Annotated in this window: 20 protein-coding genes and 3 pseudogenes; 14 read left to right on the forward strand and 9 right to left on the reverse strand. The window is 71.3% G+C overall.

The window, feature by feature from the left end; genetic code table 11:
- Positions 1 to 13: 13 nt before the first annotated feature.
- The 3 genes from ACZ6D7_RS36380 to ACZ6D7_RS36390 all read right to left on the reverse strand — a co-directional run bounded on the left by ACZ6D7_RS36380 (position 14) and on the right by ACZ6D7_RS36390 (position 3,740).
- Complete coding sequence (locus ACZ6D7_RS36380) at positions 14 to 352, reverse strand: ArsR/SmtB family transcription factor (protein ID WP_469500345.1); 339 nt, start codon at positions 350 to 352, stop codon at positions 14 to 16.
- The gene (locus ACZ6D7_RS36385; RefSeq protein ID WP_469500346.1) at positions 349 to 813 is read right to left on the reverse strand and encodes an SRPBCC family protein; all 465 of its coding nucleotides are present in this window, start codon (positions 811 to 813) and stop codon (positions 349 to 351) included. The genes ACZ6D7_RS36380 and ACZ6D7_RS36385 overlap by 4 nt, the downstream gene beginning before the upstream one ends.
- Positions 814 to 986: 173 nt before the next feature.
- Entirely contained in the window at positions 987 to 3,740 is a 2,754-nt protein-coding gene (locus ACZ6D7_RS36390) for a helix-turn-helix transcriptional regulator (RefSeq protein ID WP_469500348.1), read from the reverse strand.
- A 279-nt stretch (positions 3,741 to 4,019) separates the two neighbouring features.
- Between ACZ6D7_RS36390 and ACZ6D7_RS36395 the strand changes: the two genes are divergently transcribed.
- The 3 genes from ACZ6D7_RS36395 (at position 4,020) to ACZ6D7_RS36405 (ending at position 7,179) form a co-directional block, all read left to right on the forward strand.
- The gene (locus ACZ6D7_RS36395; protein ID WP_469500349.1) at positions 4,020 to 5,027 is read left to right on the forward strand and encodes a helix-turn-helix domain-containing protein; all 1,008 of its coding nucleotides are present in this window, start codon (positions 4,020 to 4,022) and stop codon (positions 5,025 to 5,027) included.
- Between the two features lie 878 nt (positions 5,028 to 5,905).
- Entirely contained in the window at positions 5,906 to 6,274 is a 369-nt protein-coding gene (locus ACZ6D7_RS36400; protein WP_327318683.1) for a BlaI/MecI/CopY family transcriptional regulator, read from the forward strand.
- Positions 6,271 to 7,179 (forward strand): M56 family metallopeptidase, encoded by a 909-nt coding sequence (locus tag ACZ6D7_RS36405; RefSeq protein WP_469500352.1) that lies wholly within the window; start codon positions 6,271 to 6,273, stop codon positions 7,177 to 7,179. Before ACZ6D7_RS36400 ends, ACZ6D7_RS36405 begins: the two co-directional genes overlap by 4 nt.
- A 102-nt stretch (positions 7,180 to 7,281) precedes the next feature.
- Here the strand turns inward: ACZ6D7_RS36405 and ACZ6D7_RS36410 are convergent, their stop codons facing one another.
- From ACZ6D7_RS36410 to ACZ6D7_RS36420, 3 genes are all read right to left on the reverse strand, one after another.
- The gene (locus ACZ6D7_RS36410) at positions 7,282 to 9,609 is read right to left on the reverse strand and encodes a heavy metal translocating P-type ATPase (protein ID WP_469500353.1); all 2,328 of its coding nucleotides are present in this window, start codon (positions 9,607 to 9,609) and stop codon (positions 7,282 to 7,284) included.
- Positions 9,610 to 9,719: 110 nt separating this feature from the next.
- Positions 9,720 to 10,016 carry a heavy-metal-associated domain-containing protein gene (locus tag ACZ6D7_RS36415; protein WP_469500354.1) on the reverse strand — a complete coding sequence of 99 codons (297 nt, stop codon included), beginning with the start codon at positions 10,014 to 10,016 and terminating at the stop codon, positions 9,720 to 9,722.
- A 170-nt stretch (positions 10,017 to 10,186) separates the two neighbouring features.
- Positions 10,187 to 11,074 carry a DUF5134 domain-containing protein gene (locus ACZ6D7_RS36420; RefSeq protein WP_469500355.1) on the reverse strand — a complete coding sequence of 296 codons (888 nt, stop codon included), beginning with the start codon at positions 11,072 to 11,074 and terminating at the stop codon, positions 10,187 to 10,189.
- A gap of 319 nt (positions 11,075 to 11,393) precedes the next feature.
- Between ACZ6D7_RS36420 and ACZ6D7_RS36425 the strand changes: the two genes are divergently transcribed.
- The 6 genes and pseudogenes from ACZ6D7_RS36425 to ACZ6D7_RS36450 all read left to right on the forward strand — a co-directional run.
- Positions 11,394 to 11,783, forward strand: coding sequence for a hypothetical protein (locus tag ACZ6D7_RS36425; RefSeq protein WP_469500357.1), 390 nt, complete (start codon positions 11,394 to 11,396; stop codon positions 11,781 to 11,783).
- A 798-nt stretch (positions 11,784 to 12,581) separates the two neighbouring features.
- Positions 12,582 to 13,676, forward strand: coding sequence for a PLP-dependent cysteine synthase family protein (locus tag ACZ6D7_RS36430; protein WP_469500359.1), 1,095 nt, complete (start codon positions 12,582 to 12,584; stop codon positions 13,674 to 13,676).
- Positions 13,673 to 14,971 (forward strand): MDR family MFS transporter, encoded by a 1,299-nt coding sequence (locus ACZ6D7_RS36435; RefSeq protein WP_469500361.1) that lies wholly within the window; start codon positions 13,673 to 13,675, stop codon positions 14,969 to 14,971. The genes ACZ6D7_RS36430 and ACZ6D7_RS36435 overlap by 4 nt, the downstream gene beginning before the upstream one ends.
- 230 nt (positions 14,972 to 15,201) lie before the next feature.
- A pseudogene (locus ACZ6D7_RS36440) lies at positions 15,202 to 15,742 on the forward strand (peptidoglycan bridge formation glycyltransferase FemA/FemB family protein); the annotation flags it as partial.
- 291 nt (positions 15,743 to 16,033) lie between these two features.
- On the forward strand, positions 16,034 to 16,324 hold the full coding sequence (locus ACZ6D7_RS36445) for a hypothetical protein (RefSeq protein ID WP_469500362.1): 291 nt from the start codon (positions 16,034 to 16,036) through the stop codon (positions 16,322 to 16,324).
- 382 nt (positions 16,325 to 16,706) lie between these two features.
- Positions 16,707 to 17,053, forward strand: a pseudogene (locus tag ACZ6D7_RS36450) (zinc ribbon domain-containing protein YjdM); the annotation flags it as partial.
- A 151-nt stretch (positions 17,054 to 17,204) separates the two neighbouring features.
- Here the strand turns inward: ACZ6D7_RS36450 and ACZ6D7_RS36455 are convergent.
- Positions 17,205 to 17,324 (reverse strand): annotated as a pseudogene (locus ACZ6D7_RS36455) (IS5/IS1182 family transposase); the annotation flags it as partial.
- A 561-nt stretch (positions 17,325 to 17,885) separates the two neighbouring features.
- On the opposite strand from ACZ6D7_RS36455, the gene panD reads away from it, so the two are divergent.
- From panD to ACZ6D7_RS36470, 3 genes are read left to right on the forward strand one after another with little or no spacing between them, the layout of a single operon-like run.
- On the forward strand, positions 17,886 to 18,305 hold the full coding sequence (gene panD / locus ACZ6D7_RS36460; protein WP_469500364.1) for an aspartate 1-decarboxylase: 420 nt from the start codon (positions 17,886 to 17,888) through the stop codon (positions 18,303 to 18,305).
- A gap of 34 nt (positions 18,306 to 18,339) precedes the next feature.
- Positions 18,340 to 18,687: a GNAT family N-acetyltransferase gene (locus ACZ6D7_RS36465; protein WP_469500367.1), complete on the forward strand. Its 348-nt coding sequence runs from the start codon at positions 18,340 to 18,342 to the stop codon at positions 18,685 to 18,687.
- A gap of 6 nt (positions 18,688 to 18,693) precedes the next feature.
- Positions 18,694 to 19,338: an aspartate/glutamate racemase family protein gene (locus ACZ6D7_RS36470; protein ID WP_469500369.1), complete on the forward strand. Its 645-nt coding sequence runs from the start codon at positions 18,694 to 18,696 to the stop codon at positions 19,336 to 19,338.
- Between the two features lie 551 nt (positions 19,339 to 19,889).
- Here ACZ6D7_RS36470 and gndA read toward each other — a convergent pair.
- Complete coding sequence (gndA, locus tag ACZ6D7_RS36475) at positions 19,890 to 21,329, reverse strand: NADP-dependent phosphogluconate dehydrogenase (protein WP_469500371.1); 1,440 nt, start codon at positions 21,327 to 21,329, stop codon at positions 19,890 to 19,892.
- A gap of 212 nt (positions 21,330 to 21,541) precedes the next feature.
- On the opposite strand from gndA, the gene ACZ6D7_RS36480 reads away from it, so the two are divergent.
- Complete coding sequence (locus ACZ6D7_RS36480) at positions 21,542 to 22,768, forward strand: transglycosylase family protein (protein WP_469500372.1); 1,227 nt, start codon at positions 21,542 to 21,544, stop codon at positions 22,766 to 22,768.
- Here the strand turns inward: ACZ6D7_RS36480 and ACZ6D7_RS36485 are convergent.
- Positions 22,758 to 24,029, reverse strand: coding sequence for a DMT family transporter (locus tag ACZ6D7_RS36485; RefSeq protein WP_469500374.1), 1,272 nt, complete (start codon positions 24,027 to 24,029; stop codon positions 22,758 to 22,760). The genes ACZ6D7_RS36480 and ACZ6D7_RS36485 overlap by 11 nt on opposite strands.
- A gap of 209 nt (positions 24,030 to 24,238) precedes the next feature.
- Here ACZ6D7_RS36485 and ACZ6D7_RS36490 point away from each other — a divergent pair, with 209 nt between their 5' ends.
- Positions 24,239 to 25,090, forward strand: a complete 852-nt coding sequence (locus tag ACZ6D7_RS36490; RefSeq protein ID WP_469500375.1) for a (2Fe-2S)-binding protein — start codon at positions 24,239 to 24,241, stop codon at positions 25,088 to 25,090.
- Positions 25,091 to 25,104: the final 14 nt, after the last annotated feature.

Genomic DNA, 25,104 nt, shown 5'->3' on the forward strand with positions numbered 1-25,104 from the left:
GGCACGCGCGGGCTCAGTCGTCCTGAGTCCGCTGGATCGCCTCGGCGATCCGCTTGATGCGCTGGAGACGGGCGTCCCAGGCCGCCCCGACCGACGCCAACTGTGCTACCGCGCGTGCCAGTTGAGCCTCGTCGACCTGGTAGAGGCGCTCGCGTCCGGACGGCGTGACATGGACGAGCCCGACCCGGTCCAGCACGCCGAGGTGCTTGGCCACCGCCTGCCGCGTGACGGGCAGGTGCTCGCTCAGCGTGGTCGCCGTGCCCCCGCCCCCGGTCAGCAGCAGGTCGAGCATGCGCCGGCGGATGGGGTCGCCCACGGCCGACCAGAGCTCGTCGTCGACGGTGGCACTCATGGCGCCGACACCAGCCGCGCGACGTAGGCGACCAGGCGCGGCAGGAAGTGGTCCCAGCCGCTGACGTGCTCGCGGTAACTCTCCTCGAGGACGGCCGCCTCCCAGCCCTTCTCCCGGAATCCGGCCTCGGTGAAGCGCAGCAGCGTGCCCGCGCCTCGGGGGACGAGGGTGAAGGTCACCAGGAGCGAGTTGCCGGGGGCCGCGATCGCGCCCTCGTCGTACACCCAGCGGAAGGAGAACCGTCGGGGCGGGTCCGCCTCCACCACCGTGAGCGGCGCGATCTTCGCGTCCGGTGTGGTCGGGTCGCCGAACGAGATGACCCCGGTGGCGCCGGGCACCGGCTCCAGGTCCGCCTCGTCGGGCCACCACTCCCGCAGGTGTTCGGGCGTGCTGATCACCTCGTAGACCACTTCGGGTGTGGCTTCGATGTAGATCTCCCGCTCGATGCTGCCGTACTCCATCCGTCGGCCCTCCTTTCGCAACCTTTGGTTGCGTATCAGGGTAGGGGCTGCCTCGATAATGTGCAACCTTTGGTTGCTCAAGGAGGGGAGCTGAGGGGAGCACGGCGCGCAGGGCGACGCGAGTGGAGGACTCCGCCCTGCGGCCGTGGCCGAGTACGACGTGCGGCACGTGGTCACGACCCCAACCGGGCCTCCAGGGCAGGGGCGAGCCGGCGCCGAGAGGTCACATCCAGCTTCCGGAAGACCTTCCGCAGGTGGTAATCGACCGTGCTGGCGCTGATGAACAGCCGTGCGGCGATCTCGGCGTTGGTCGCGCCGCCCCCGGCGAGCCGGGCGATCGTCAGCTCCTGCGGGGTCAGCGGGCCGGTCGTCCCCGCCCGTGCCGGAACGACACGCTCTCCCGTGGCGGCCAGCTCCCGCGCGGCGCGGTCCGCGTACGCCGTCGCACGTATCGCGCGGAACATGGCCAGGGCGGCACCCAGGTGCTCTCGGGCGTCCCTGCGGCGCTTGTGCCGACGCAGCCACTCACCGTAGAGCAGGTGGGCGACGGAGAGGTCGGAGTCGGTGTCCGTGTCGGACAACAGCTCTACAGCCCGGCGGAACAGGGGCTCGGCGCTGTCCGCCGGGGCGAGCAGTGCCTGTGAGCGTGCCAGCACGCCCAGGGCCCAGCGCGTTCCGGCCGCCGTCGCACGGGAGGCGAGCGTCCGCAGCGCCGTTGCGGCCAGTACGCGGTCACCGCCGCGGACACCGACCTCGACCAGGGACGGCAGCAGCCGGGAGTGCAGCCCCAGCGCGTCCTGCAGGATCAGCTCCCGGGCGACGGGCAGGGCCGCGGCGTAGTCGCCGTTTCCCAGTGCGAGAACCACCGCGCCACTTCGTGCGAGGGACTCCATCGCACCGTTGCCGAGCGCCTCTGCCGCGCCGAGCGAGCGGCGTACCAGCTCGTGTACGTCGGGCCGGTCCGCGTGCCAGGCGATCAGCTCGGGGTTCTGGTAGAGCTGTGCGCGTGAGGTGCCCACGCCCGTGGCGGTGAGGATCTGCTGGTTCTCGGTCACCAGGTCGTCGGCGGCGGGCAGGTGCCCCAGTGTGGTCGCGGCCATGCACCGGCAGAACAGGACGGCGTTGAGATCCCACAGGGCGCCCGCGCGGCGTGCGGCGGCGTCGGCACGCCGCAGCAGTGCGTCGCGGGTCTCGTGGTCCCACAGCAGCGTGGAGAACCAGACGCCCAGCAGGTGTCCGCGCAGGACCGTGTCGTCGGGAGTGTCCGGCGCGAGCAGCGCGTCCATGGCCCGGCGCAGGTGGGGAACCGCCTGTTCGAAGCCGTCGGAGGCGAGTGCGGCGAAGGCGTGGAGCAGGTGATCGACGGGAGTCGCCGACGCGGGATGCGAGGGGTGGGCCTTCACCGCGGCCGCGATCTCGGCGGCTGTGCCGGGCGGGGCCCGGTGCGCCGCGGTCAGCGCCCACTGCGCTGCACGCAGCAGCGCCTCACGCGCCGGTGGCCGGTCCCGGAAGGCCGTCGCGGCGGCCAGGCACAGACCCGCCGCCCTGGCGTGGGACTCCGGTTCCCCCAGACCGTTGAGGACACCGGCCCGCACCAGCAGGGCACGGCCCCGGGTGAGGTCGTCCAGCGATGCCGCGTCGACGGCGTCCAGCAATGTCTTGGCCTGTAGATGGGCTCCGGCTGTTAAGGCCGACTCCGCCGCGGCGAGCAGCCGCCGGGCTCTCACGTCGTCCCGCGGGGTCAGCTCCGCCGCCCGCACCAGGAAGGTGGCCCGGGCCGCGTGGCCGCCCCGTGCGCCGGCCCGGTCCGCCGCGTGCTCGACCTGGTCGGCGACGGCCGGATCGGGGCCGGACGCCGCCGCGGCCCGATGCCAGGCCCGCCGATCGCTGTCGGCGGGACGATCGGTCACCTCGGCCAGCGCGCGGTGCGCCCGACGCCGTTCCACGCTCGTGGCGCCCGCATGGACCGCGGAACGCACCAGCGGATGCCGGAAGACGACGGATGTCCGCATCACCACCAGGCGTGCGAGTTCGGCCGGTGCGCAGGCATCGGCACCGATCCCCAGCCGGCGGGCCGCCGCCGCGATGTAGTCGAGCGCGCCGGCCGGCTCCGCGGCCGCCAGCAGCAACCAGGCGCGCGTCCGCGCGGGCAGCCTGTCCACCTGGCGCCGGTAGTGCTCCTCCAGCCGGCTGCCCGCGGGAAGCGGCTCGGGCAGCGCGAGCGCGCCGCACAGCTGCCGGACGGACAGTTCCCGGCCGAGGTCGGCCAGCGCCAACGGGTTGCCGTCCGTCGCGGCCACGATCCGCTGCGCGACCCCGGCGTCCAGCGGCCCCGCGGCCACCGACCGCAGCAGTTCCAGTGCCGGCGCCTCGTCCAGGCCGACGACCTCGGTGACGGGCAGTCCGGCCGGAGCGCGGAAGCCCGTGCGCGCGGCGAGGACGAGACCGACGCTCTCGGCCTGCACCCGGCGGCCGACGAAGGCCAGCACCTCCAGGGAATCCCGGTCCAGCCACTGAAGGTCGTCGACACAGGCCAGCAGCGGGCGCTCCTTGGCTGTCTCCGCGAGCAGGGTGAGGACCGCGAGCCCCACCAGGAACCGGTCCACGGGCATGCCCTCGGCCTGCCCGCACGCCACCCGCAGCGCCTGACGCTGCGCCGAGGGCAGCGTTCCCGGCTCCTTCAGTCCGTCCAGGAAGGGAACGAGCAGCCGGTGCAGCGCCGCGAAGGCGAAACCCGCCTCCGCCTCCACGCCCGCCACTCGCAGCACACGCAGGTCCGCGGCCTCGGCGGCCGCGTGGTCCAGCAGCACCGTCTTGCCGATACCCGCGTCGCCCGTCAGCAGCACCACGCCGCTCATTCCCCGACGCAGCTCGGCGATGAGGCCGTCGAGCTGCCGCCGCTCCGAGGAACGTCCTACCAAACGCACACGAAACACCCCTCGCGGGGGCCAGTTGTGGTGAGGCCCCGGTGAAGGAAGCCTGTCACGGGCGTACGCCGCCGGCCTGACCGTGGGCGCCAGAGCCTGACTCCTGTGTGCCACGGCCCTCGTAGGGCATCGCGTGAGTCGGCCGCGTACCGGACGCATGCCGGAACCCGGGAGTCAGGTGCCTGATGCACACAGCTTTGCCGGGACCGCCCGGCTCGGCGGAGACTGCTCCCGGGAAAGCCGCGGCCACAGGGCCGCCACCGGAGCCTGGGAGGCGCCGTGCTGGTGCTCGACACCGATGACCTTCCCGTCACCGACCGCCACGAGGCCCTCCGCAACGTGGTCGCCCGGGAGGGAGGAGTCGACACGGTCGAGGAGAACGAGCCGGCGGCCGGCATGTGGAAGCGGCTCGAGGTCTGGCACATCGGACCCCTGACCCTGTTCGACACGCGCGGTACGGGCGTGCGCTTCGTGCGGTCCTACCGCAAGACCCGCCGCGAACTGGTCGACAACGTCTCGATCATGACTCAGGCCGAAGGGTTCGGCACGGGCGCGTTCGGCTGTGACGGATATCAGCGGCATCTGGGACCTGACGGGGTGGGGCTGACGCCCCACATGGTCGCGTCACATGAGTACGGGTGGTCGGGAACCGGCTGCTCCGTGGCCTTCTCCGTCGCGATCGCCGATCTCGCCCTGCCGGTCGACACGGTGCGCGCCGCGATCCCCCTGCTCCGGCACAGCCCCGTCGAATCCCTGCTGGTGCAGCACATCCGCGGGCTGCGCCGGCACGCGGACCAGGTGAGCGGCGGCCCTGAGGCGGATGCCCTGGGTGCCGCCGGCGTGCAGCTCACCCGCGCCCTGATCGTGTCGGTCGCCGGACGCGACGACACCCGCAGGGAGGTGGCCCAGGAGACGCTTCTCACGCGTGTCCTGGCATACGTCCGCGCGCACTTGACCGAACCGGACCTCACCCCGCAACGTATCGCCTGGGCCCATGGCGTCTCCGTGCGCACCCTCTACCGGCTGTGCGAGGAGAACGGCCTGAGCCTGGAGAAGTGGATCATCCGCAGCCGCCTCGAAGGCGCCCGCGCCGACCTGGCCGCCCCGGCCTGCGCCGACCGCACCGTCGAGTCGATCGCCCGCGCCTGGGGCTTCACCCACCCCAGCCACTTCTCCCGCCGCTTCCGGGAGTTCTACGGCATCACACCGAGCGAATGGCGCCGCCGGCTCCGGCCCGACTCGCCCTCACCCATGGGGAAAGCTGCCCGAACGCGCGACTCGCTGTAGGGCGAAATAGCCCTTGACCTGCACGAACGCAGACGGGGAGCCTACGTCCGGTCGTCGCTGCCGAGGTGAACCTGGCCGTCTCACGGAGGTTGCCAGGGCGGCTCCGAGAGGCACGTGCCCGGAGTGGTCGCCACAGATCAAGCGGTGGTCGCCATACGCCGTGCTCGGCCGAACACGAGTCTGATGCACCTGACAGGCCGCGCCCTCGCGACCGGACCCGGCACGCGCCAAGGCAAGTGCCGCGCATCGTGGTGCGACGGATCGCAGAGATCGTCGATGCTGCGGGCGAGGTCGTGATGGCTCCCGACGCGCAGTCCTCGCGGCTCGAAGGCCGTTCTTCCGCGACGGCCAGGGCCACGGCCACGGAGCCCAGAGGGTGGGCCTCCAGCAGTTCCTCGATCCGGTGGGCCAGCAGTCCGCGCTGGTCGAGCGCTGCTTGGAGCGAGCCCGGTCGCGTCGCGGGTCGGGCCGCCGCCCGGGGTGGCACCCGGTCATCCTCACCGTCGCGCCGGGGCGAGGAGTTACAAGACGCCCTCGCCGTCGTGGACGCCGGCCGGGCAGACGGCGCCGGATGCGACCGGCTCTGTGACCGTGGACCTGGACGGCCGACCGAATACGACAGCCACCGCCCGCGTTTCGCGAGCCAGGCCACGAACTCGTGGCCGCCCGTGGTGTCGATGCCGTACAGCGCATCCTTCGTCGGCCAGGAGAGGAAGGCCGTCACAGGCTGCTTGCCGACTGCGAAGGTTCTTGCCGCCGTCGGTGCTGCGGGCCACTCCGTCGGCCGTGGTGGCCAGGACGAGGTCGGGTGCGAGACGGTCGAACTTCCGCTGATCTACTAGGCTGATTGGTGTTCAAGGTACTGGAAGGGAGTGGCCGTGCGTCAGCTGGGTGAGCTGGAGGCGGAGATCATGCACCGTTTGTGGGCCTGGGGGCGTCCGGCGACCGCACGCGACGTACTGACCGACATCAACAAGCAGCGGCCGCTCGCCTACAGCACCGTCAAGACCGTGGCCGACATCCTGCACCACAAGGGGATGCTCAAACGGCACAAGGAGGGCAGAGCCTGGGTGTACGAGCCCACCTGCACCCGGCAGCAGTACACGGCGGCGCTGATGCAGCAGGCCCTCGGCAGCAATCCGGACCCGGCCGGCACTCTGGTCAGTTTCGTGGAACAGATGACGCCCGACGAGGCTGACGCCCTGCGCTCGGCGCTTCGAGCGGTCAAGAGGCGGAGCGAAGCGTGAGCACAGCCGCGGTCCTCGTCGGATACGCCGTTGTGGTGGGCGCCCTCGTGCCGTCTCTGCTGTCCCGGGCGGCGTGGGCGCATCGCGCTCCGGTCCTCGCGGTCCTCGCGTGGCAGGGGCTCATGGTCACGTTCGTCTTCACCGCCATGCTCGCGGTGTATCACCTGCTTCTTGCCGATCATCACGTCCACGGCGGCCTCGTCGGGCTGCTCAGCGCCTGCGGTCTCGCCGTGGGCGCCCCGTTGGCGGGGCCCGCGCCCTCGCTGCCTCAGGTCCTGGCGCTCGCCACGCCCGCTGCGATCGTGCTGCTGCCGCTCGGCTGGTTCGTCGCCTGCTCCTGGCGGGCACGCAGGGCACGGCAGCGCCACCTCGACCTGCTCACCCTCGTGGGCGACCCGGCACCTGAGTACGGTGCCACCGTCGTCGACCACAAAACCCCGGCCGTTTACTGCCTGCCTGGCCGCCACTGTCGAGTCGTCATCACCCGAGGCGCGTTGGACGCCCTGTCCGAGGAACAGCTGTGGGCCGTCCTGGAGCACGAGCGTGCGCACATCGACGGCAGGCACCACCTGCTCCACCTCCTGGCGGACGCGTTCTCCCGGGCCTTCCCCGGTCTGCCGCTGGCCCGCCACGCCAAGGAGCAGACGGCGCTGCTGGTGGAGATGATCGCGGACGACCACGCCCTGCGACTCCATCCGCGGGAGACGCTGGCCACCGCGATGTGCGAGGTGGCAGCGGGTCGGGTGCCGCCGGTGGCTCTGGGGGCCGGCGGGGCAGGTGCCTTGGTCCGGCTGCGGCGCGTGCTCACGCCGCAGCCCCGGCCGCACCGCGCGACCTGGCTGGGCGTGGTCGCGGCCACTGTCGCGGCGCCGCTGCTGCCGCTCGTGGTGGCGTGCGGGCCCTGATCCGGCGTTGCCCCGGCTGCTCGCGGCCTGAACATGCCTTCGCCGCCCGGCCCATGCCCTTCGCGGACAGAGGCCAGGCGGCGGGTGGACGGCTCGAAGGGCCTACTTGAAGGACCGCAGGCGCAGACTGTTCGTGACGACGAAGACCGACGAGAAGGCCATCGCGGCACCGGCGATCATCGGGTTGAGCATGCCGGCGGCGGCGAGCGGCAGGGCCGCGACGTTGTAGCCGAAGGCCCAGAAGAGGTTGCCCTTGATGGTGGCCAGGGTCTTGCGGGACAGACGGATCGCGTCCGCGGCCACCCGCAGGTCACCTCGTACGAGGGTCAGGTCTCCCGCCTCGATGGCCGCGTCCGTGCCGGTTCCCATGGCGAGGCCGAGGTCGGCCGTGGCGAGGGCGGCCGCGTCGTTGACGCCGTCGCCGACCATCGCGACGGTACGGCCCTCGGCCTGCAGCCGCTTGACCACGTCGACCTTGTCCTGAGGCAGCACTTCGGCGATCACTTCGTCGATGCCGACAGCGCGCGCGACCGACTCGGCTACGCGTTGGTTGTCGCCGGTCAGGAGAACCGGCTTCAGACCCAGTCGGCGCAGCTCGGCCACCGCCTCGGCACTTGTCTCCTTCACGGCGTCGGCGACGGTGAGGACACCGCGAGCCTCGCCGTCCCAGGCGACGGCGACCGCCGTACGCCCCTCGGCCTCCGCCGCGGCCTTGGCCTCGGCCAGTTCGCGGGGCAGCTCGATCACCCTTCCCCACTCTCGGCTTCGCTCGAGCGGGGGGACCCCCAGCTCGAGGAGCTTCTCGCGGCCGACGAGTACGGCGTGCCCGTCGACGACGCCCCGTACGCCGAGTCCGGCGACGTTCTCGAAGCTCTCCGGTACCGGCAGGCCGCCGGCCCGCTCCACCGCGCCGGCCGCGACGGCCCGGGCGATCGGGTGCTCGGAGGCGTGCTCCAGCGCGCCCGCCAGCCGCAGGAGTTCGTCCTTGTCCACGCCCGGTGCGGTGAACACGTCCTGGAGCTGCATCCGGCCGGTGGTGACCGTGCCGGTCTTGTCGAGGACGACGGTGTCGACGCGGCGCGTCGACTCCAGCACCTCGGGGCCCTTGATGAGGATGCCGAGCTGGGCACCGCGGCCGGTGCCGACCATGAGGGCGGTGGGCGTCGCCAGCCCGAGCGCGCACGGGCAGGCGATGATCAGGACGGCCACAGCGGCCGTGAAGGCGGCGGCCGCGTCACCCGTGACGCCCAGCCAGCCCCCGAGGGTGGCCGCGGCGATCAGCAGCACTGCGGGGACGAAAACGCCGGAGATCCGGTCGGCGAGGCGCTGCACCTCGGCCTTGCCGTTCTGCGCGTCCTCGACGAGCCTCGCCATGCGGGCGAGCTGGGTGTCGCCCCCGACGCGCGTGGCCTCGACGACGAGCCGCCCGCCGGCGTTGACGGTCGCCCCGGTCACGGCGTCCCCGACGCCCACATCGACCGGCACGGACTCGCCGGTCAGCATGGAGGCGTCCACCGCCGACGCGCCCTCGACGACGATCCCGTCGGTCGCGATCTTCTCGCCCGGGCGTACGACGAAGCGGTCGCCGATCGCCAACTGCGCGACGGGGATGCGCACTTCCGTGCCGCGCCGCAGCACCGCCACGTCCTTCGCGCCCAGTTCCAGCAGCGCTCGCAGCGCCGCACCCGCCTTGCGCTTGGACTTCGCCTCCAGATGGCGCCCGGCGAGGATGAAGGTGGTCACCCCGGCCGCGGCCTCCAGATAGATGGAGGACGAGCCGTCGGAACGGGAGATGGTGAACTCGAAGCCGTGCCGCATGCCCGGCATGCCGGCGTGCCCGAAGAACAGCGCCCACAGTGACCAGCCCAGGGCGGCGAGCGTACCGATGGACACGAGCGTGTCCATGGTCGCGGCTCCGTGGCGGGCGTTCGTCCAGGCGGCCCGGTGGAACGGGTACGCGCCCCAGACGACGACCGGAGCGGCGAGAGCCAGCGACAGCCACTGCCAGTTGTCGAACTGCAGGGCCGGGACCATCGCCATCAGGACGACGGGCACCGAGAGCGCGAGCGACACGAACAGACGCTGCCGCAGGGAGAGCAACTCCCCGTCCGCGGCAGGGTGTGCCGCCCGCACGTCGCCTTCCTCGCCGGCCGGGGGAGCCGGGGGCGGCGGCTCCTCGGCCGTATATCCGGTCTTCTCGACGGTGGCGATCAGGTCGGCGACCTCGATCCCACCCGGGTACGAGACCTTCGCCTTCTCTGTGGCGAAGTTGACGGTCGCCGTCACACCGTCCATACGGTTGAGCTTCTTCTCGATGCGTGCCGCGCACGAGGCGCAGGTCATACCGCCGATGGACAGCTCGACCTCGGAGGCAGGCGCCGACGGGGGCGCCTCACCGGGACGTGTCATCTCGGGAACCGTGCTGGTCATGGAGGCTCTCCTGGGGAAGGCCGGGGACGTACGGCGTCCGTATCAGCGGAGCGGCACGTCCCGGCGGGGAGGGAAACGCGTGGTCCGGGGCTGTCTGACCCCGGACCGGCTCACGCCGCGTCGACGAGCTCGTAACCCGCCTCGTCGAGGGCGGCGCGGACGGCCTCCTCGTCGAGCGGGGCGGCAGAGGTGACCGTCACCTCACCGGTCTTGGCGACGGCCGTGACCGCGGTGACGCCGTCCAGTTCGGATATCTCCTGCGAGACCGCGCCCTCGCAGTGCCCGCAGGTCATGCCGGACACCTTGTAGACGGTGGTGACCCCGTCGGTCTGAGTGTCGGTTGCGGCGCTGGAGTGGCACGAGCCGTCGGTGGAGCAGCAGGAGCCGGAGTTCTTCTGGTCGGTCATGGCTTTTCATCCTCGGGGGTCGATGCGTGGACGACGCTCCGGGAGGGGCTCATCCCCGCTCCTCCCGGGCGAGTCGACAATATACCCCCTAGGGGTATCGCGAGGATGTGAGGATGCCCGCAATTTCCCGGCCCTTGGTGGCTGCTGTGGGGTTCTGGGGATCTCGACCGTTACGCGACCATCATCAGCAGCATGGCGGACATGGTTCCGCCCATGCCGATGTGAGCCGCGAGGGCGGCTTCTGGGGTGGCGCCGGCCCTGCGGCGACGACCGCCGTGGCGGCCCCGTTCCGCTGGGCGGGCCTTGTCCCAGACGGAAAGCGTCAGCGATGCGAGAAACACCACGACCGTGTCCGGCATGGAGAGCAGCCAGTGGCTCCAGCTGCGGCGCCGGCCGTTCTCGCGGCTGGTCGTGAGACCGGTCCGTTCGGTGCCGCGGATGCGCGTCCAGACCGAAGCGGCGATCGACAGCAGGAAGTAGACGGCGAGCGCGGCGATCACCAGACGCCAGACGGAAGGCGACGACGACGCGTCCGCTCCGGCGACGGACGTGTGCGCACTCATGTCGGCCATGTCCATCCCCGGCATGGACTCCATGCCGGCCATGCCCTCCGTCCCGCCGGTGTGCTGCGTGCTCGCGGCGTCCTCCATCCCCGGCATGCCCGGCATCGAGGAACCGTGTCCGTGCCCCAGCGCGAGGACCGGCCCGGACGAGGTCGTCGTCATGGCCAACGTCATGATCACCATGCCGGCGCTGCCGACCATGAGGTGCACCCAATGGCGGCCTTCCTTCCAGCCGCTCTCGCGCGCGTGCTTGACGGCCAGCGCCACCGCGCCGAGGCCGAGAAGGGCGAACGCCGCCGCCCACCACAACCCGTACCCCCCGTACCAGGCGGCCGTCGCGGGCAGGGCCATCGTGGCCATGCACACTCCCATGAGCAGATCGCCGCCCGCCGCGTACCGGCCCGCGCCGCTCGTGGTCACGACCCGGACCGCGCTGACGGCGGCGACCAGTGCGGCGACCCCCGCTATGGACCAGCTCAGAGCCAGAGTTCCCATGTCCACCCTTCCATGTGCGTCCCACTGAGCCGCGCAGGTGTTCGGCGGCTAGGACCTAGTACGCATCGGGGTGGGGAAGGACTCAGTATCTGCTAAGCAGATTAGTGCCCGAAGGCCGTCCGTGCCCGAAGAGGTTGCCCCTCTGGAGTACTCGCCGAAGCAAATCGGTCATGTGCTTGGCTCGTTAGCGCGATGGTGCGCGGGAGTCGGCGGATCAAGGTCTATGAACCGCTAGTATCACGGCGTGATTACGGCTTGGTCACTCCCGCGCATGGTGCGGGCCCGTGTTTCCGCGGGCCCGCTGCTCCGTGTGTCGGCCATGGCTGTACTGCTGTTCGGCGTCGTGTTCACGCACGGGCTGAGTGCCGAGAGCGTCAAAGGGCACCTGGTGACCAGCGCGGCAGCGCCTGCTGTGACAGCGCACGAAAAGGTTCTCGAGGCCGAGGCCGAGGCCGAGGGTGAACGGGCGGTGTCCCGGCTGGTCGCGATAGGTGACTCGGACGAAGGCCACGGCTCCTCGCATTCGAGCGAGCAATGCGTTTCCGGGCAGCCGCAGCAGGGCCCGGTGCTGCCGCCGCCGTGCTTTGCGGTGTCGGTCAGTGAATCGGCCACTGTCGGGCGCGTCTTGGACAAGCCGGGTTCCAACGAGTCGGCGCTGTCTGCCACGTCGTCGACAGCGGTGAGATCGTCCGTGGTTCAGCAGGTCTAGAAGCCGACTCCTCCGCATCCTCCGGCTGTTCCGGTCCCGCCCGTCACCGACTCAGGGTGAAGGGACGGTTCACCGGCTCCCGCACGACGAGCAATCGATCCCGCGCCCATGGACGTGACGCGGGCTCTGGATCGTCGATGCCGTCCTGCCCCCACCCCTGCTTGCCGCTTCCTCCGCCGTGGTTGCCGCCATGACCGAAGAGGGAGCCGGCGCACGGAGGACCTGTGCCGAACCATTCCCGTACGCCCGCGCACCCCCTGCGGGCCGTGCCCGATTCGCGCCTGCCGCGGCCGATCGTTGCTCTGTTGTCCGGCGTTCTGCTCGTGGTGATCGGCCTGTGCGCCGTTGCACATGGGCAGTCGGCGGAGCCGGACCGCACGGCACCCGCCGTAGCCACGGCGTCGGCCTGGCCGGCGGTGACGAGCGATGTCGTGCCCCACGGGCCGCACCCACACCACGGGAACGAGCACTGCGCCCTGGACGGGGCCGTCCGGACGACGGCCCAGGCCGCTCAGCATCCCCCTCCCGACACCGGGGCGACTCTGCCCGCCGGCGTCTTCGGGGTGCTGGTCGCTCGGCCCGCTCACCGTCGGCCGTATCGCTTCCGTACACGGCATACGGGCAGATCCGCGCTCGTCCGCACCTCGCGGTGGCGCATCTAGACCTCCCGCCCGCAGCCGACATCGCACGGCTGCCGCGCCACGGCTCCACACCCTCGGACGGACAAGGACCGTCCGCCGTGCGGCCGTGGCGCGAGATGAGCACGCACCGCGCATTCATCGAGCGAGAGCGAAAGACATGCAGTCAATGACCAACACCGCCGCCATGCCGGACCGGTCCGCCCTTTCGGCGCTGGTGGGCAATACGCCTCTACTCCGTGTGTCCCAGCCGCTGACACCCCCGGACCGCGGCTTCTGGGCGAAGCTGGAGGGCTTCAACCCGGGCGGCATCAAGGACCGGCCCGGTCTGCACATGGTGGAGCGGGCCCGGGCCCGCGGCGACCTGCGCTCCGGCGCCCGGATCATCGAGTCCACCAGCGGCACCCTCGGACTCGGCCTCGCACTGGCCGGCATGGTCTACGGCCACCCGGTCACCTTGGTCACCGACCCGGGCCTGGAGATCTCCATGACCAGGCTGCTCACCGCGTACGGCGCCCAGGTCAACGTCGTCTCCGAGCCGCACCCCACCGGCGGCTGGCAGCAGGCCCGCCGTGAGCGTGTCCAGCAGCTGATGGCACAGCACCCCGAGTCCTGGTGCCCGGACCAGTACAACAACCCGGACAACACCACCGCCTACACCCCGCTCGCCCTGGAACTGGCCACCGAGCTGGGCCACATCGACGTCCTGGTGTGCAGCGTGGGCACGGGCGGGCACTCCGCCGGCGTCTCCCGGGTGCTGAAGCAGCTCTATCCCGAGCTGGAGGTGGTCGGCGTCGACACCATCGGCTCCACGATCTTCGGCCAGCCGGCCCGGCCGCGGCTGATGCGGGGCCTGGGATCCAGCATCTATCCCCGCAACGTCGCCTACGACGCCTTCTCCGAGATCCACTGGGTGGCCCCGGCCGAGGCGGTGTGGACCTGCCGCCAGTTGGCGGGCTCGCACTACGCCACCGGCGGGTGGAGCGTCGGGGCGGTCGCCCTGGTCGCCGGCTGGCTGGCCCGCACCCTGCCCGCCGACACCCGGATCGCGGCGATCTTCCCCGACGGCCCGCAGCGCTACCTCGGGACGGTGTTCGACGACGACTACTGCGCCGCACACGGCCTCCTCGACGGCCCTCCCGCTCCCGAGCCCGAGGTGATCGGGCGCGTGGACGAGAAGGAAGTGGCTCACTGGACGCGGTGCGCCACCGTGGTCGATCCGCTCACCTTGGAGTCCGTGGAGGAGAGCCGGTGAAGGGCACCCTCGCACAGGTACGCACCTACGAACGCAGCGTCCAGCTGTTGATGGTCAATCAGTTCACCATCAACCTGGGCTTCTACATGCTGATGCCCTACCTGGCCGCTCACCTCTCCGGGACGCTGGGACTGGCCGGCTGGGTCGTCGGACTTGTCCTCGGCGTCCGCAATTTCAGCCAGCAGGGCATGTTCCTCGTCGGCGGGACACTCGCCGACCGGTTCGGCTACAAGCCGCTGATCGTTGCCGGATGCGTGCTGCGCACGGTCGGCTTCGCGACGCTCGGCCTGGTCGACTCGCTGGCCGCGCTGATCGCCGCCTCCGCGGCCACCGGGCTCGCCGGGGCGTTGTTCAACCCGGCGGTCCGGGCGTATCTCGCCGCCGACGCGGGGGAGCGCAGGGTCGAGGCGTTCGCACTGTTCAACGTCTTCTACCAGGCCGGAATCCTGCTCGGCCCGCTTGTCGGGATGGTGCTGACCGGGGTGGACTTCCGCATCACCTGCCTGGTCGCCGCCGGGATCTTCGCACTGCTCAGCGTCGTGCAGATCCGTGCGCTGCCCACGCGGCGCGCTGAGGACCCCAAGGGCGAGGAAGGACAAGACCGTGAGGGCGTCCTCACCCAGTGGCGCGGCATCATCGCCAACCGTCCGTTCCTGCTCTTCTCCGGAGCCATGATCGGCTCATACGTCCTCTCCTTCCAGGTCTATCTCGCACTGCCGCTGGAAGTGCGACGGGTCGGCGGGGATGGGCAGTTCGGCACGGCGGCGGTGGCGATGCTCTTCGCCGTCTCCGGGCTGAGCACGATCGTCGGCCAGACCAGGGTGACCGCCTGGTGCAAGGCCCACTACGAGCCGGGCCAGGCACTGGCCCGAGGACTGGCTGCCATGGGCCTGGCCTTCGTGCCCCTGCTGCCGGCCACCGCTCTGCCCGTCCCCGAGTCCGGTGCCGGCCTGTGGCTGCTGGCGGCGGTACCGCCCACGCTCGCGGCGCTCCTGCTGGCGGTCGGCACGATGATCGCGTACCCCTTCGAGATGGACACCATCGTCCGTCTCTCCGGTGACCGCCTTGTCGCCACGCACTACGGGTTCTACAACACCATCTGCGGGATCGGCATCACCCTGGGCAACCTCCTCACAGGCGCGGCACTCGACGCGGCCCGTGAGGCGGGGATGCCCGCGCTGCCGTGGATCTCCCTGTGCGCACTCGGTTTCGCCTGCGCGGCAGCCCTGTACGGCCTGCACCGCACAGGGCGTTTGACGACTCGGGTCGCCGACCCGCATCCCGTCGCCGCCTGACCCATCGACCGCGAACCGGGGTGGGTGCCATGCGGTGCCCACCCCGGCCGGGCCAGGCGCTTACTTCAGGAAGGCTTGCCCTCAGTGGTGCACCAGCGCGCTCGGCATGATGCCCTCGTATCCGCGCATCGCTCCTGGCTCCGGCTGATCCCGACTGCGGAAAGCTGGGCTGCGGAGTTGAGCCGGTTGAGGATCTCGACCTCAGTTGCCGAGTTCGGCAACTCATGGATCTCGCCTACCTGCCTGAGGGGCCGGTCATCGACTGGGCCGCGCCGGACCTGGAGCGGTGGCTGGAGCCGATGCTCGCGTATCTGAAGTCGCAGGGTGCGTTCTCGGTGAAGATGGGGCCGCCCGTGGTCGCCCGTCGCTGGGGTGCCGAGGCGGTCAAATCCGCGATCGCCGACCCGCAGACCCGGCGACTGTCGCCGACCCGCTGCGCCGGACGGGCCCGGCAGCAGACGAGCCCGGCGGCGAGGACGGCTTCGCCGCGGGGCAGGCGCGCCACGTGTTCCAAGTCCCCTTTTCCAGGCGGTCGTTGGAGGATGTCCAGCGCGGCCTGAACCAGCAGTGGCGCCGCAACATCAAGAAGGCGGAGAAGGCTGGCGTCAAGGTCGTCCAGGGCGGCTACGAGGACCTGCCCGCCTTCTACGACATCTACGTCGAGACTATGACGTCCGCGGTATCACGGACACCCTGGAGGAGGGGAACCACCTGCTGGGGCTGCTCCGGTTCAAGACGGGCAGCGGCGGCGAGGCCGTCGAATACGGGGGCTCGGTCATCGGCAACGGCAGCACCGAGGGCCCGGCCCCGGGGCACGGTCAACCAGAGGTCTCGAGGGCACAGGCTGTCAGGAGTGGGGAATCGTGGGGTAACCGTGGCGCACGCCCATCACGAACAATCCGCACGGAAGCTCGGCGGTCCGGGGAGCGTTCCGCCACGAGGTTGGCATGTGGAGCGTTCCCCCGGACGGCGCAGAGACGTCCGTCTCCACTCGCTGTCACCGGCACACATACGTAGCGTCAGACACGGCCTGTCCTCGAACGTGAATCGGAGGAACACGACATGGCAGTGTTGGTACACAACGAGGGTGCGGACTGGACACAGGACCTCTACCAGGCGACCTTCGACCGGGCGATACCGGACCCTGCGAATCCGCCCGCCGGGCTCATCGCCCACTTCGCGGCACCCCGCAAGGCGGGGGGCTGGCAGGTCATCGACGCCTGGGAGTCAGAAGACGCGTTCCGGCGGTTCCTGGAAGAGAAAGTCATCCCTGCCGCGAAGGAACTCGGAGCGCCGCCGTTCGAAACAAAGGTGGTCGAGCTTCACAACTCACTCATCCCGACCGCCTCATAGAGGACAAGTGTGAGGTCACAGGTGGTGCGGCGCGAGAACGCGCTCTGCCGTCGGCAACTCGATGGCCCGATCTCCTGCGAGTCGAGCCGTGGCGGGACGTCAGGTGACTTCCTCCACACCTCGGCACCGCGGGAAACCGAATGGCCTCTCTCCGTCACGGGATGAGACGGCGAGAGGCCATCGTGCGCGGAACGGCACGGCACGTGTACACGGTCTGTCGGGGTGGTGTCGTGCCGGGTATCCCCCATTCGGCCTGGTTGAGGACACGGCAGGGCCGGACCAGCCGCGAACGGGCCTCTGCGGATCCGGGCGGGTGCTGCGGGGGTGTTTCTCGCCAGGTCGGGGCAGGCAGGGGGCCGGAATTCCTGGCGGGGTGATCTAGAACCTTCCTCCCTGTCCGAAGTGCTCCTGTGAGTACACCTACGAGATGAACGCCCTCGTGGTCTGCCCGGAGTGCGGCCATGAATGGGTGCCCGCAGAGGGTGCCCAGGATTCTGGTGCTCCCGCCGAGCGCGTTGTCAGGGATGCTGTCGGCAACGTTCTGCAGGACGGTGACTCCGTGGTCGTGGTCAAGGCGCTCAAGGTCAAGGGGAGCCCTCCGGTATCAAGGCCGGCACCCAGGTGCGTGGCATCCGTCTCGTCGACGGGGTCGACGGCCACGACATCGACTGCAGGGTCGACGGCTTCGGGGCCATGCAGCTGAAGTCGACTGTGGTCAAGAAGGCTTGACCTGCCCGCGGAGGGTTTTCAGGGCGGCAGTCGGATGGTGAATTGCTAATTTTCGCAAGGGGAGGCGGACGAGGCGCTTGTAGCAGCAGATGGCGGCGCGAGTCCGAGAAAGGCCAGGTAGTTGCGGGGATTGCGTTCGTGGCAGGGGGCCGAGTCTGCGGTAGCCCGACAGCCACGACATCGTGCGTTCGATCACCCAGCGGCGGCAGCCCAATCGCTCGCTGGACTCGATGTCTTTGCGCGCGATCCGGACTCCGATGCGCTTGCCGCGTAACCATTTCCGCAGGTCGGCAGTCGACTTCGATATACCGAAGCATGGCGGCGGTTGACGCCGGACGCAGCCGCTGACCAGGACGGAGATGATGGCCGCGAATGGCGTCTCATCAGGGGTGTCCTGCGTTCCGCCGCCCTGCGGCCGCACCCTCGGCGCAGGGACCAGCGGCTTCGCGATCCCCCACAGTCCGTCCGGAAGAATCCAACTCCGCGTGCCCCGCCCCATGACCAGAACAACGACACCTCACCACATGGGACTCGGTCTTAGGTACTCCCGGGCAACGACTCGTCCTGGGCCTTTCACGCACCTGATGAGTCGTCAGGTAAGTCGGCATCCCATCAGCATCAGTTCCCGCGCAGTCCGAGACGGTTGTCCGAACAGCGTCTGACCGGCGGCGTCACACCAGCCCGGTTCGCGCGGAAACCGCAGGCAGGGAGCCTTCTCGTCAGAGTAGAGCGATGTTTCTCACAATCATCGAGTCCTAGCGTGCCGTTGTAGAGTGAAGAACGCCTTTGACCTGCAGAAAGCAGGCAGGGAGCCGTCTTCCAGGAGTCCAAAGTGCTGCGTACTCTGTTCAAGTCCAAGATCCACCGCGCCACCGTCACCCAGGCCGACCTGCACTATGTGGGATCCGTGACCATCGACGCGGACCTCCTCGACGCCGCCGATCTCCTCCCCGGGGAGCTGGTGCACATCGTCGACATCACCAATGGCGCGCGGTTGGAGACCTACGTCATCGAGGGCGAGCGCGGGTCGGGGGTCGTCGGGATCAACGGGGCTGCCGCGCATCTCGTGCATCCCGGAGACCTGGTGATCATCATCAGTTACGCTCAGGTCACCGACGCCGAGGCGCGGACGCTGGCGCCGCGGATCGTGCACGTGGACCGCGACAACCGGATCGTGGCCCTGGGTGCCGACCCCTCGGAGCCGGTGCCGGGCTCCGACCAGGAGCGCAGCCCGCAGGCAGTGACCGCCTGACCGGGACACCGTACGCATCGCACCGGGAGTGCCCATGAGCGACATCGAGATCCGCGACGACCGGGCGGCGGGCCGCCTCGAAGCCGTAGGGGACGGCGGCGAGGTCGTGGGCCACATCGCGTACTTCGTTCTGGAGTCGCCCCGCCCGGCCCTGGTCCCGGTGCACACCATCGTCGAGCCGGCCCACGAGGGAAAGGGCATCGCCGGGTCCCTGGCGCGCGAGCTGTACGGCATCGCCGCGCGCGAGGGCGTCCCGGTCGCCCCGCTCTGTCCGTACGTCGTGAAGTGGGCCGCCCGTCACCCCGAGGAGGCCCCGGTCGCCGACCCCGAGCTGCTGAGCGCCGCCAAGGACTGGCTGCGCGCGCACCCGGGCCGGTTCTGACCGACGATGCTCGCCCTGCTGCACACCTCACCCGTCCACATCCCGGTCTTCGACGCCCTGCGCGACGAGGCCCACCCGGACCTGGAACTCCGGCACCACGTCGACGAGGACCTGTTGTCCCGCACACGTGAACTGGGCCCCGACGCGGTCGCCGACGACGTACGCGCCGCCCTCGCCCGGGCGGCCGCCGGCGGCGTCCGGGCGGTGCTCTGCACCTGCTCGACCATCGGAGCGGTGGTGGAGGCGGCCGGGTCGTCGGCGGGTGTCCCCGTCCTGCGCGTCGACCGCCCGATGGCCGCCGCCGCGGTGGCCGCGGGGGAGCGGATCGTCGTCCTGGCGACGGTGGAGAGCACCTTCGCGCCCACCACCGAGCTGATCGAGGAGGAGGCCGCCCGGGCGGGCCGCCCCGTCACGGTCCGCACCGTGCTGGTCGACGGCGCCTGGGACCGCTTCGCGGCCGGTGACACCGAGGGGTACGTCCGTCTGGTCGCGGCCGCCGCCGACACGGTCGCCGACGCCGACGCCGACGTGATCGTCCTCGCCCAGGCCTCCATGGCCCCCGCCCAAAAGCTGACGACGACCCCGGTCCCCGTCCTCTCCAGCCCCCGCCCGGGCCTCGCTGCGGGTGCACGGGCGGCGTCACGGGGGTGAGCCGCCCGGGGGGACCCGAGTGAGTGGCCGGTCCGCCGCCGGGTACGCGGGGGAGTAGTCCAGAGCCAAGACCCACCCCTGGCCGGAGGACACGATGACCACCCCGCACCCCGACCCCGCGCCACCTCCTGTCCCCCCGGAGCCGTACCCCACCCCGGTACCGCCCCCCGCACCGCCCCCGGGCCCGGACCCGTCCCCGCCGCCTCCTCCGGTCCCCGGCCCGCCCCCGGAACCCTCCCCGTCCCCGATCCCCCCGGGCCCGGAACCGACCCCCAATCCGGAACCCGGCCCCCCGCTGACAGCCCTGTCAGGGGCGCGGGGACCTGCGCGCTCAACCCGCATGCGCCCCTGACGTGAAGCCCGGTGGGCGGCCCCTGGAAGCCACCGCCCACCGCAGCCCCCTCAGGGGCGCGGGGAACTGCGCGCTCAACCCCCACGCACCCGCACTCGCACTCGGACCTGCACCCGCACTCACGCCCGCGCGCCCCACGCACCCGCACGCGGACCCGTCCCGGCACCCGTACTCAACCCCGCTCCCCCCGCGGCCGGCGCTACGCCCCCACCTCCGCCCGATCCCCACCCCACAGCGTGTGGAACGCCCCCTCCCGGTCCACCCGCCGATACGTGTGCGCCCCGAAGAAGTCCCGCTGTCCCTGTGTCAGCGCCGCGGGCAACCGCTGCGCACGCAGCGCGTCGTAGTACGCCAGCGCCGCCGCGAAGCCAGGCGTCGGCACACCCTGACGCGTCGCGGACACCAGCACCTCCCGCCAGTCGTCCTGCGCCGCCGCGATCTCCGAGGCGAACGTCTCGTCGGACAGCAGGCTCGGCAGGTCCGGCCGGGCGTCGTACGCCGCACGGATCCGGTCCAGGAACGCGGCCCGGATGATGCAGCCGCCGCGCCAGATCGCCGAGACGGCCCCGAGGTCGATGTCCCAGCCGTACTCCTCGCTGCCCGCCGCGATCTCGTGGAAGCCCTGCGTGTAGGACACGATCTTCGAGGCGTACAGCGCCTGCTCCACCCGGTCCGCGAAGGCCCCCTGCTCCGCCCCGCCCAGCGGGGACGGCGTCGGCCCCGCCAGCTCGCGCGAGGCCTCCCGCAGCGCGGCGTGGCCCGACAGCGACCGGGCGAAGACCGCCTCCGCGATGCCCGACACCGGGACGCCCAGGTCGAGGGCGATCTGGACGGTCCAGCGGCCGGTGCCCTTCTGCTCCGCCTCGTCCACCACCACGTCCACGAACGGCCGGCCCGTCGCCGCGTCCACGTGCGACAGCACCTCGGCCGTGATCTCGATCAGGTACGAGTCCAGCCGCCCGGTGTTCCAGGTGCGGAAGATGTCCGCGATCTCCGCGGGCCCGTACCCGGCGACGTCCCGCAGCAACTGGTACGCCTCACCGATCAGCTGCATGTCGGCGTACTCGATGCCGTTGTGCACCATCTTCACGAAGTGACCGGCGCCGTCCGGGCCGACATGCGTCACGCACGGCGCGCCGTCCTCCGCCTTCGCGGAGATCCGCTCGAGCATCGGCCCGAGCGAGCCGTACGACTCGGACGAGCCGCCCGGCATGATGCTCGGGCCGTGCAGCGCGCCCTCCTCGCCGCCGGAGATGCCCGTGCCGACGAAGTGGATGTTCCGCTCGCGCAGGTCGCGCTCCCGGCGCCGGGTGTCGGCGAAGTGCGCGTTGCCCCCGTCGATGATCATGTCGCCCGGTTCGAGCAGCGGGGCGAACTCCTGGATCACCGCGTCGGTCGGCTCACCCGCCTTCACCATGATCACCAGTCGGCGGGGCCGCTCCAGCGCCGCCACGAATTCCTTCGCCGTCTCGGCGGGCACGAACGCGCCCTCGTGGCCGAACTCCTCGACCAGGGCGTGGGTGCGCGCCGCCGTCCGGTTGTGCAGCGCGACCGTGTAGCCGTTGCGTGCGAAGTTGCGGGCGAGATTGCGGCCCATCACCGCGAGTCCCGTGACGCCGATCTGGGCTGACGTGGTCATACGGCTGGCTCCTCAAGGCTGGAAAAGGATCCCGTACTCCATGGTGCCCGCGCAGGCCCGCCACCGCAGGAGAAGTCCCCTTCGCCCCACCCCGCGCACAACCCCGTCCGCCCACGGCCGTGTTGGCTCCCAAGCGGCTGGTTGCCGTCTTGTCCTGGCCGGTTAGCAGCCCTTACTTTTGCCCCTCCTGACGCATGTCGAGGGGGATCTCCATGGCCGTACGCGGCCGGCACCGCCGGTATCAGCCGAACAGGATCAACCGGGCCTCGCTCACCGTCACCGCGGGCGGCGCCGGTATGGCGATACCGCTGATCGGCACCGGCGTCGCCCACGCGGCCGACGTGGACACCTGGAACAAGGTCGCCGCGTGCGAGTCCACGAGCAACTGGCACATCAACACGGGCAACGGTTACTACGGCGGGCTCCAGTTCTCCCAGTCGACCTGGGAGGCGTACGGCGGCAAGCAGTACGCGCAGCGCGCGGATCTGGCCACCCGGGACCAGCAGATCGCCGTGGCCGAGAAGGTCCTGGAGGGGCAGGGGCCCGGCGCCTGGCCGGTCTGCTCGGTACGGGCCGGACTCACCCGGGGCGGCGACGCGCCCGCCATCCACCCTGACGGCTCGTCCGCGTCCGCCGGGAAGTCGGCCACGGGCGCCAAGAGCGCGGCGACGGGCGCCAGGAAGTCCGCCAAGACCTCCCTGGAGGACGTGCAGCCCCAGTCCACGCCCCAGTCCCGCGCGGGCACGGCGGAGATGTACACCGTCGTCCGCGGCGACACCCTCTCCGGCATCGCCGACGAGCAGGACGTCCGGGGCGGCTGGCGGGGCCTGTACGCCGCCAACCGGACGACCATCGGTGGCGATCCCGACCTGATCCTCCCGGGCCAGCGGCTGCGCGTGGACGCCCCGGGCGGCACCTCCGCCACCAAGGGCGACGCGGGCTCCCGTCCCGGCAAGGCGTCCTCCGGCTCTCCGAAGAAGGAGAGCAAGGAGAGCAAGGAGAAGAAGGAGACCAAGGAGAGGACGAAGACCGGCCACTCCCTGGTCGCGCCGGTCAGCGCCGCCACCGGCACGCCGTACCACGCGACCGGCTCCTCCTGGTCGAAGGGCTACCACACCGGCGTCGACTTCCCGGTGCCCACCGGCACCTCCGTGAAGTCGGTCGGCGCGGGCACGGTGGTCAGCGCCGGCTGGGAGGGCTCCTTCGGGTACCAGGTCGTCATCCGGCACTCCGACGGCCGCTACACGCAGTACGCCCACCTGTCCGCGATCTCCGTACGGGACGGCCAGTCGGTGAGCGGCGGCCAGCGCATCGGCCGGTCCGGATCCACCGGCAACAGCACGGGCCCGCATCTGCACTTCGAGGTGCGGACGGGGCCCGGGTTCGGTACGGATGTCGACCCGCTGGCGTACCTGCGGGGCGGCGGCGTCAGGATTTGACCCGCACCCGATGCCGGTCGACGACGACCGGCATCGGGACGTACGCACCGCCGTAGATCGAGCCGTGGAAGAAGACCGGGACGTCCTCCCGCACCACCGCCTGAACGTCCTCCCGCACCGCCACCGTCTCCGCCGCCTCGGCCGGCTCCGCGTTCCGTACGTCCGCGTTCCGTGCGTCCGCGTCCCGTGCGTCCGTCGCCCGCGCGGCGGTCGGCTGCTCCGGGATCTCCCCCAGGAGGCCGCCCGGAACAAGGACCGGTTCGGACGGTTCGGAGCCGCTCGGGGCGTCGACATGGTCGACCAGGTCGACGAGGTCGACCATGTCGACGAGGCGGGCCGGGACGGCCGGATCGGCGGTCTCGAGGGTGCCGTTCGCCGGTTCCGAGGCGTCGGCGGCCGTCACCGTTCCCGACTCCGTGGGCTCCGTGCGCGTCCCTTGGAGGCGCTCGGTAGTCAGCAGGATCAGGCCGCCCGCCGCCACGACACCGCAGCTCAGGGCGAGCACGGTGCCCGTGGTGCCGTAGCGGAACGTCTCGCCGAACATCGTGATGCCCACGGCGGCCGCGACCACCGGGTTGACCACGGTCAGCGTGGCCAGCGGGGCCGCGAGGCCCGCGCCCCGGTAGGCGGCCTGCGACAGCAGGATGCCGGCCGTGGCCAGCACACCGATCACGGCGAGCGAGGGAACGTCGGCCGCCGAGACGCCGCCGGTCCAGTCGACCGCGACGGTCTTGGTGAACACCGAGGACATGCCGAAGGCTATGCCGGACGCGGTCGCCAGCAGCACGCTGCGCACCGCCGGGTGCCGGTGCGCGGCCCGCCCGGCGATCATCAGTGCCACCACCGCGCCGGCGGTGACCACGGCGACCGTCACCCGCTGCGGGGTGCTCAGGGACTGCGCGTCGGCGGCGCCGACCAGCGACAGCAGACCGGCCAGACCCACCGTTGCCATGATCGCGCCCCGCCAGGCCGTCGCCCCGGCCCTGCGGCCGACGAACAGCGCGGCCATGGGCAGCGCGAACACGATGGTCAGCGCGCCCAGCGGCTGGACCAGACTCAGGGGGCCGTAGGCGAGCGCCACCACGTGCAGCAGACCGCCGAGGCCGTTCAGCGCGACCGCCGCCCACCAGCTCGCACGGCGCAGCGGCGCGTACTGTCCCTCGGGGGAAGAGACCGCGACCTGCTCCTGGACGATCGCGCCGGCGGCGTAGGCGACGGCGGACACCAGCGACAGGACCACGGACAACGCGAGGGCGCTCATGAGCTGCTCCTCTGCGTGAGGCCAGGACGCAGGGCCCGGCGCGGCGAACGGTCGGCTTCCATAACCAACACGATGCCCTGTCGATCTGTTCCCGTCGTCGTACCTGAGCACGCATTGAGTCCTACTGCCGATGGAGTACGACCGGCCCCCGGTCCTCCCCTAGGGGGGTGACCTCTGAGGGATCCCCCTGATCACGAACCCTGCCCTCCTTGGTACTACTGGCCGTCGTGGACCTCGACCCCGAACTCTCGGCGCTCCGCCCGCTCGGCGGCTTCTTCGTCCTACGCCCGGCCGGAGATCCGCCGCACCCGCTGCCGACCCTCGCGCAGATCTACGAAAACCGGACATCGGATGTTTACCGGGATTCCCTGACTTTCCGCATCCGGAAAGTGGCCGGGGCCCTGCGCACCCCCGAGGAGCGGGTCGCCGCCTCGATCGCCCAGCAGGGGCTCGCCGCCCGGCTCTGGTCGGTGACGCTGGGCTGCGCCGTCCTGTACGGCCGGATCCCCGACCTCGACCCCCGGCTGCTGCGCTGGGACCCGGACGGCAGCGCCCCCGACGACCTGTGGCCGGACGAGATCCGGCCGCTGCCCGGCGATGCGGCGACGCTGGCCGCGACCGTCCTGCACGGCCATCTGGAGCCCCTCTCGGCGGCCCTGCGCGCCCGCCACCGGCTCGCCCCCGGCCTGCTGTGGGGCAACGCGGGATCGGCGCTGGCCGGCGCGGCCCGGCAGCTTCAGGAGTGGGCCCGCGCGCAGGGCCGCCCGGAGACCGCCGCACACGCGCGTGCCCTCACCGCCGAACTGTTCACCCACCCCCTCCTCGCGAACACCGGCACCGGCACGATCACCGGCACGAGCACCAGCGCCGGCCCCTCCTCCCCTTCCCCCTCCCCTTCCCCCTCCTCCTCCACCGCCTCCCCCTCCTCCTCCACCGCCTCCCCCTTCTCCTTCCGGCGCCGCAGCTGCTGCCTGTACTACCGGGTGCCCGGCGGAGGCGTCTGCGGCGACTGTTGCTTCGCACGACCCCCGCGCTCTTCCGCCCACGGCCGGTCTGGGTGACCATGAGGAGAACC

The sequence above is a fragment of the Streptomyces sp. NPDC041784 genome (genome assembly GCF_055591025.1).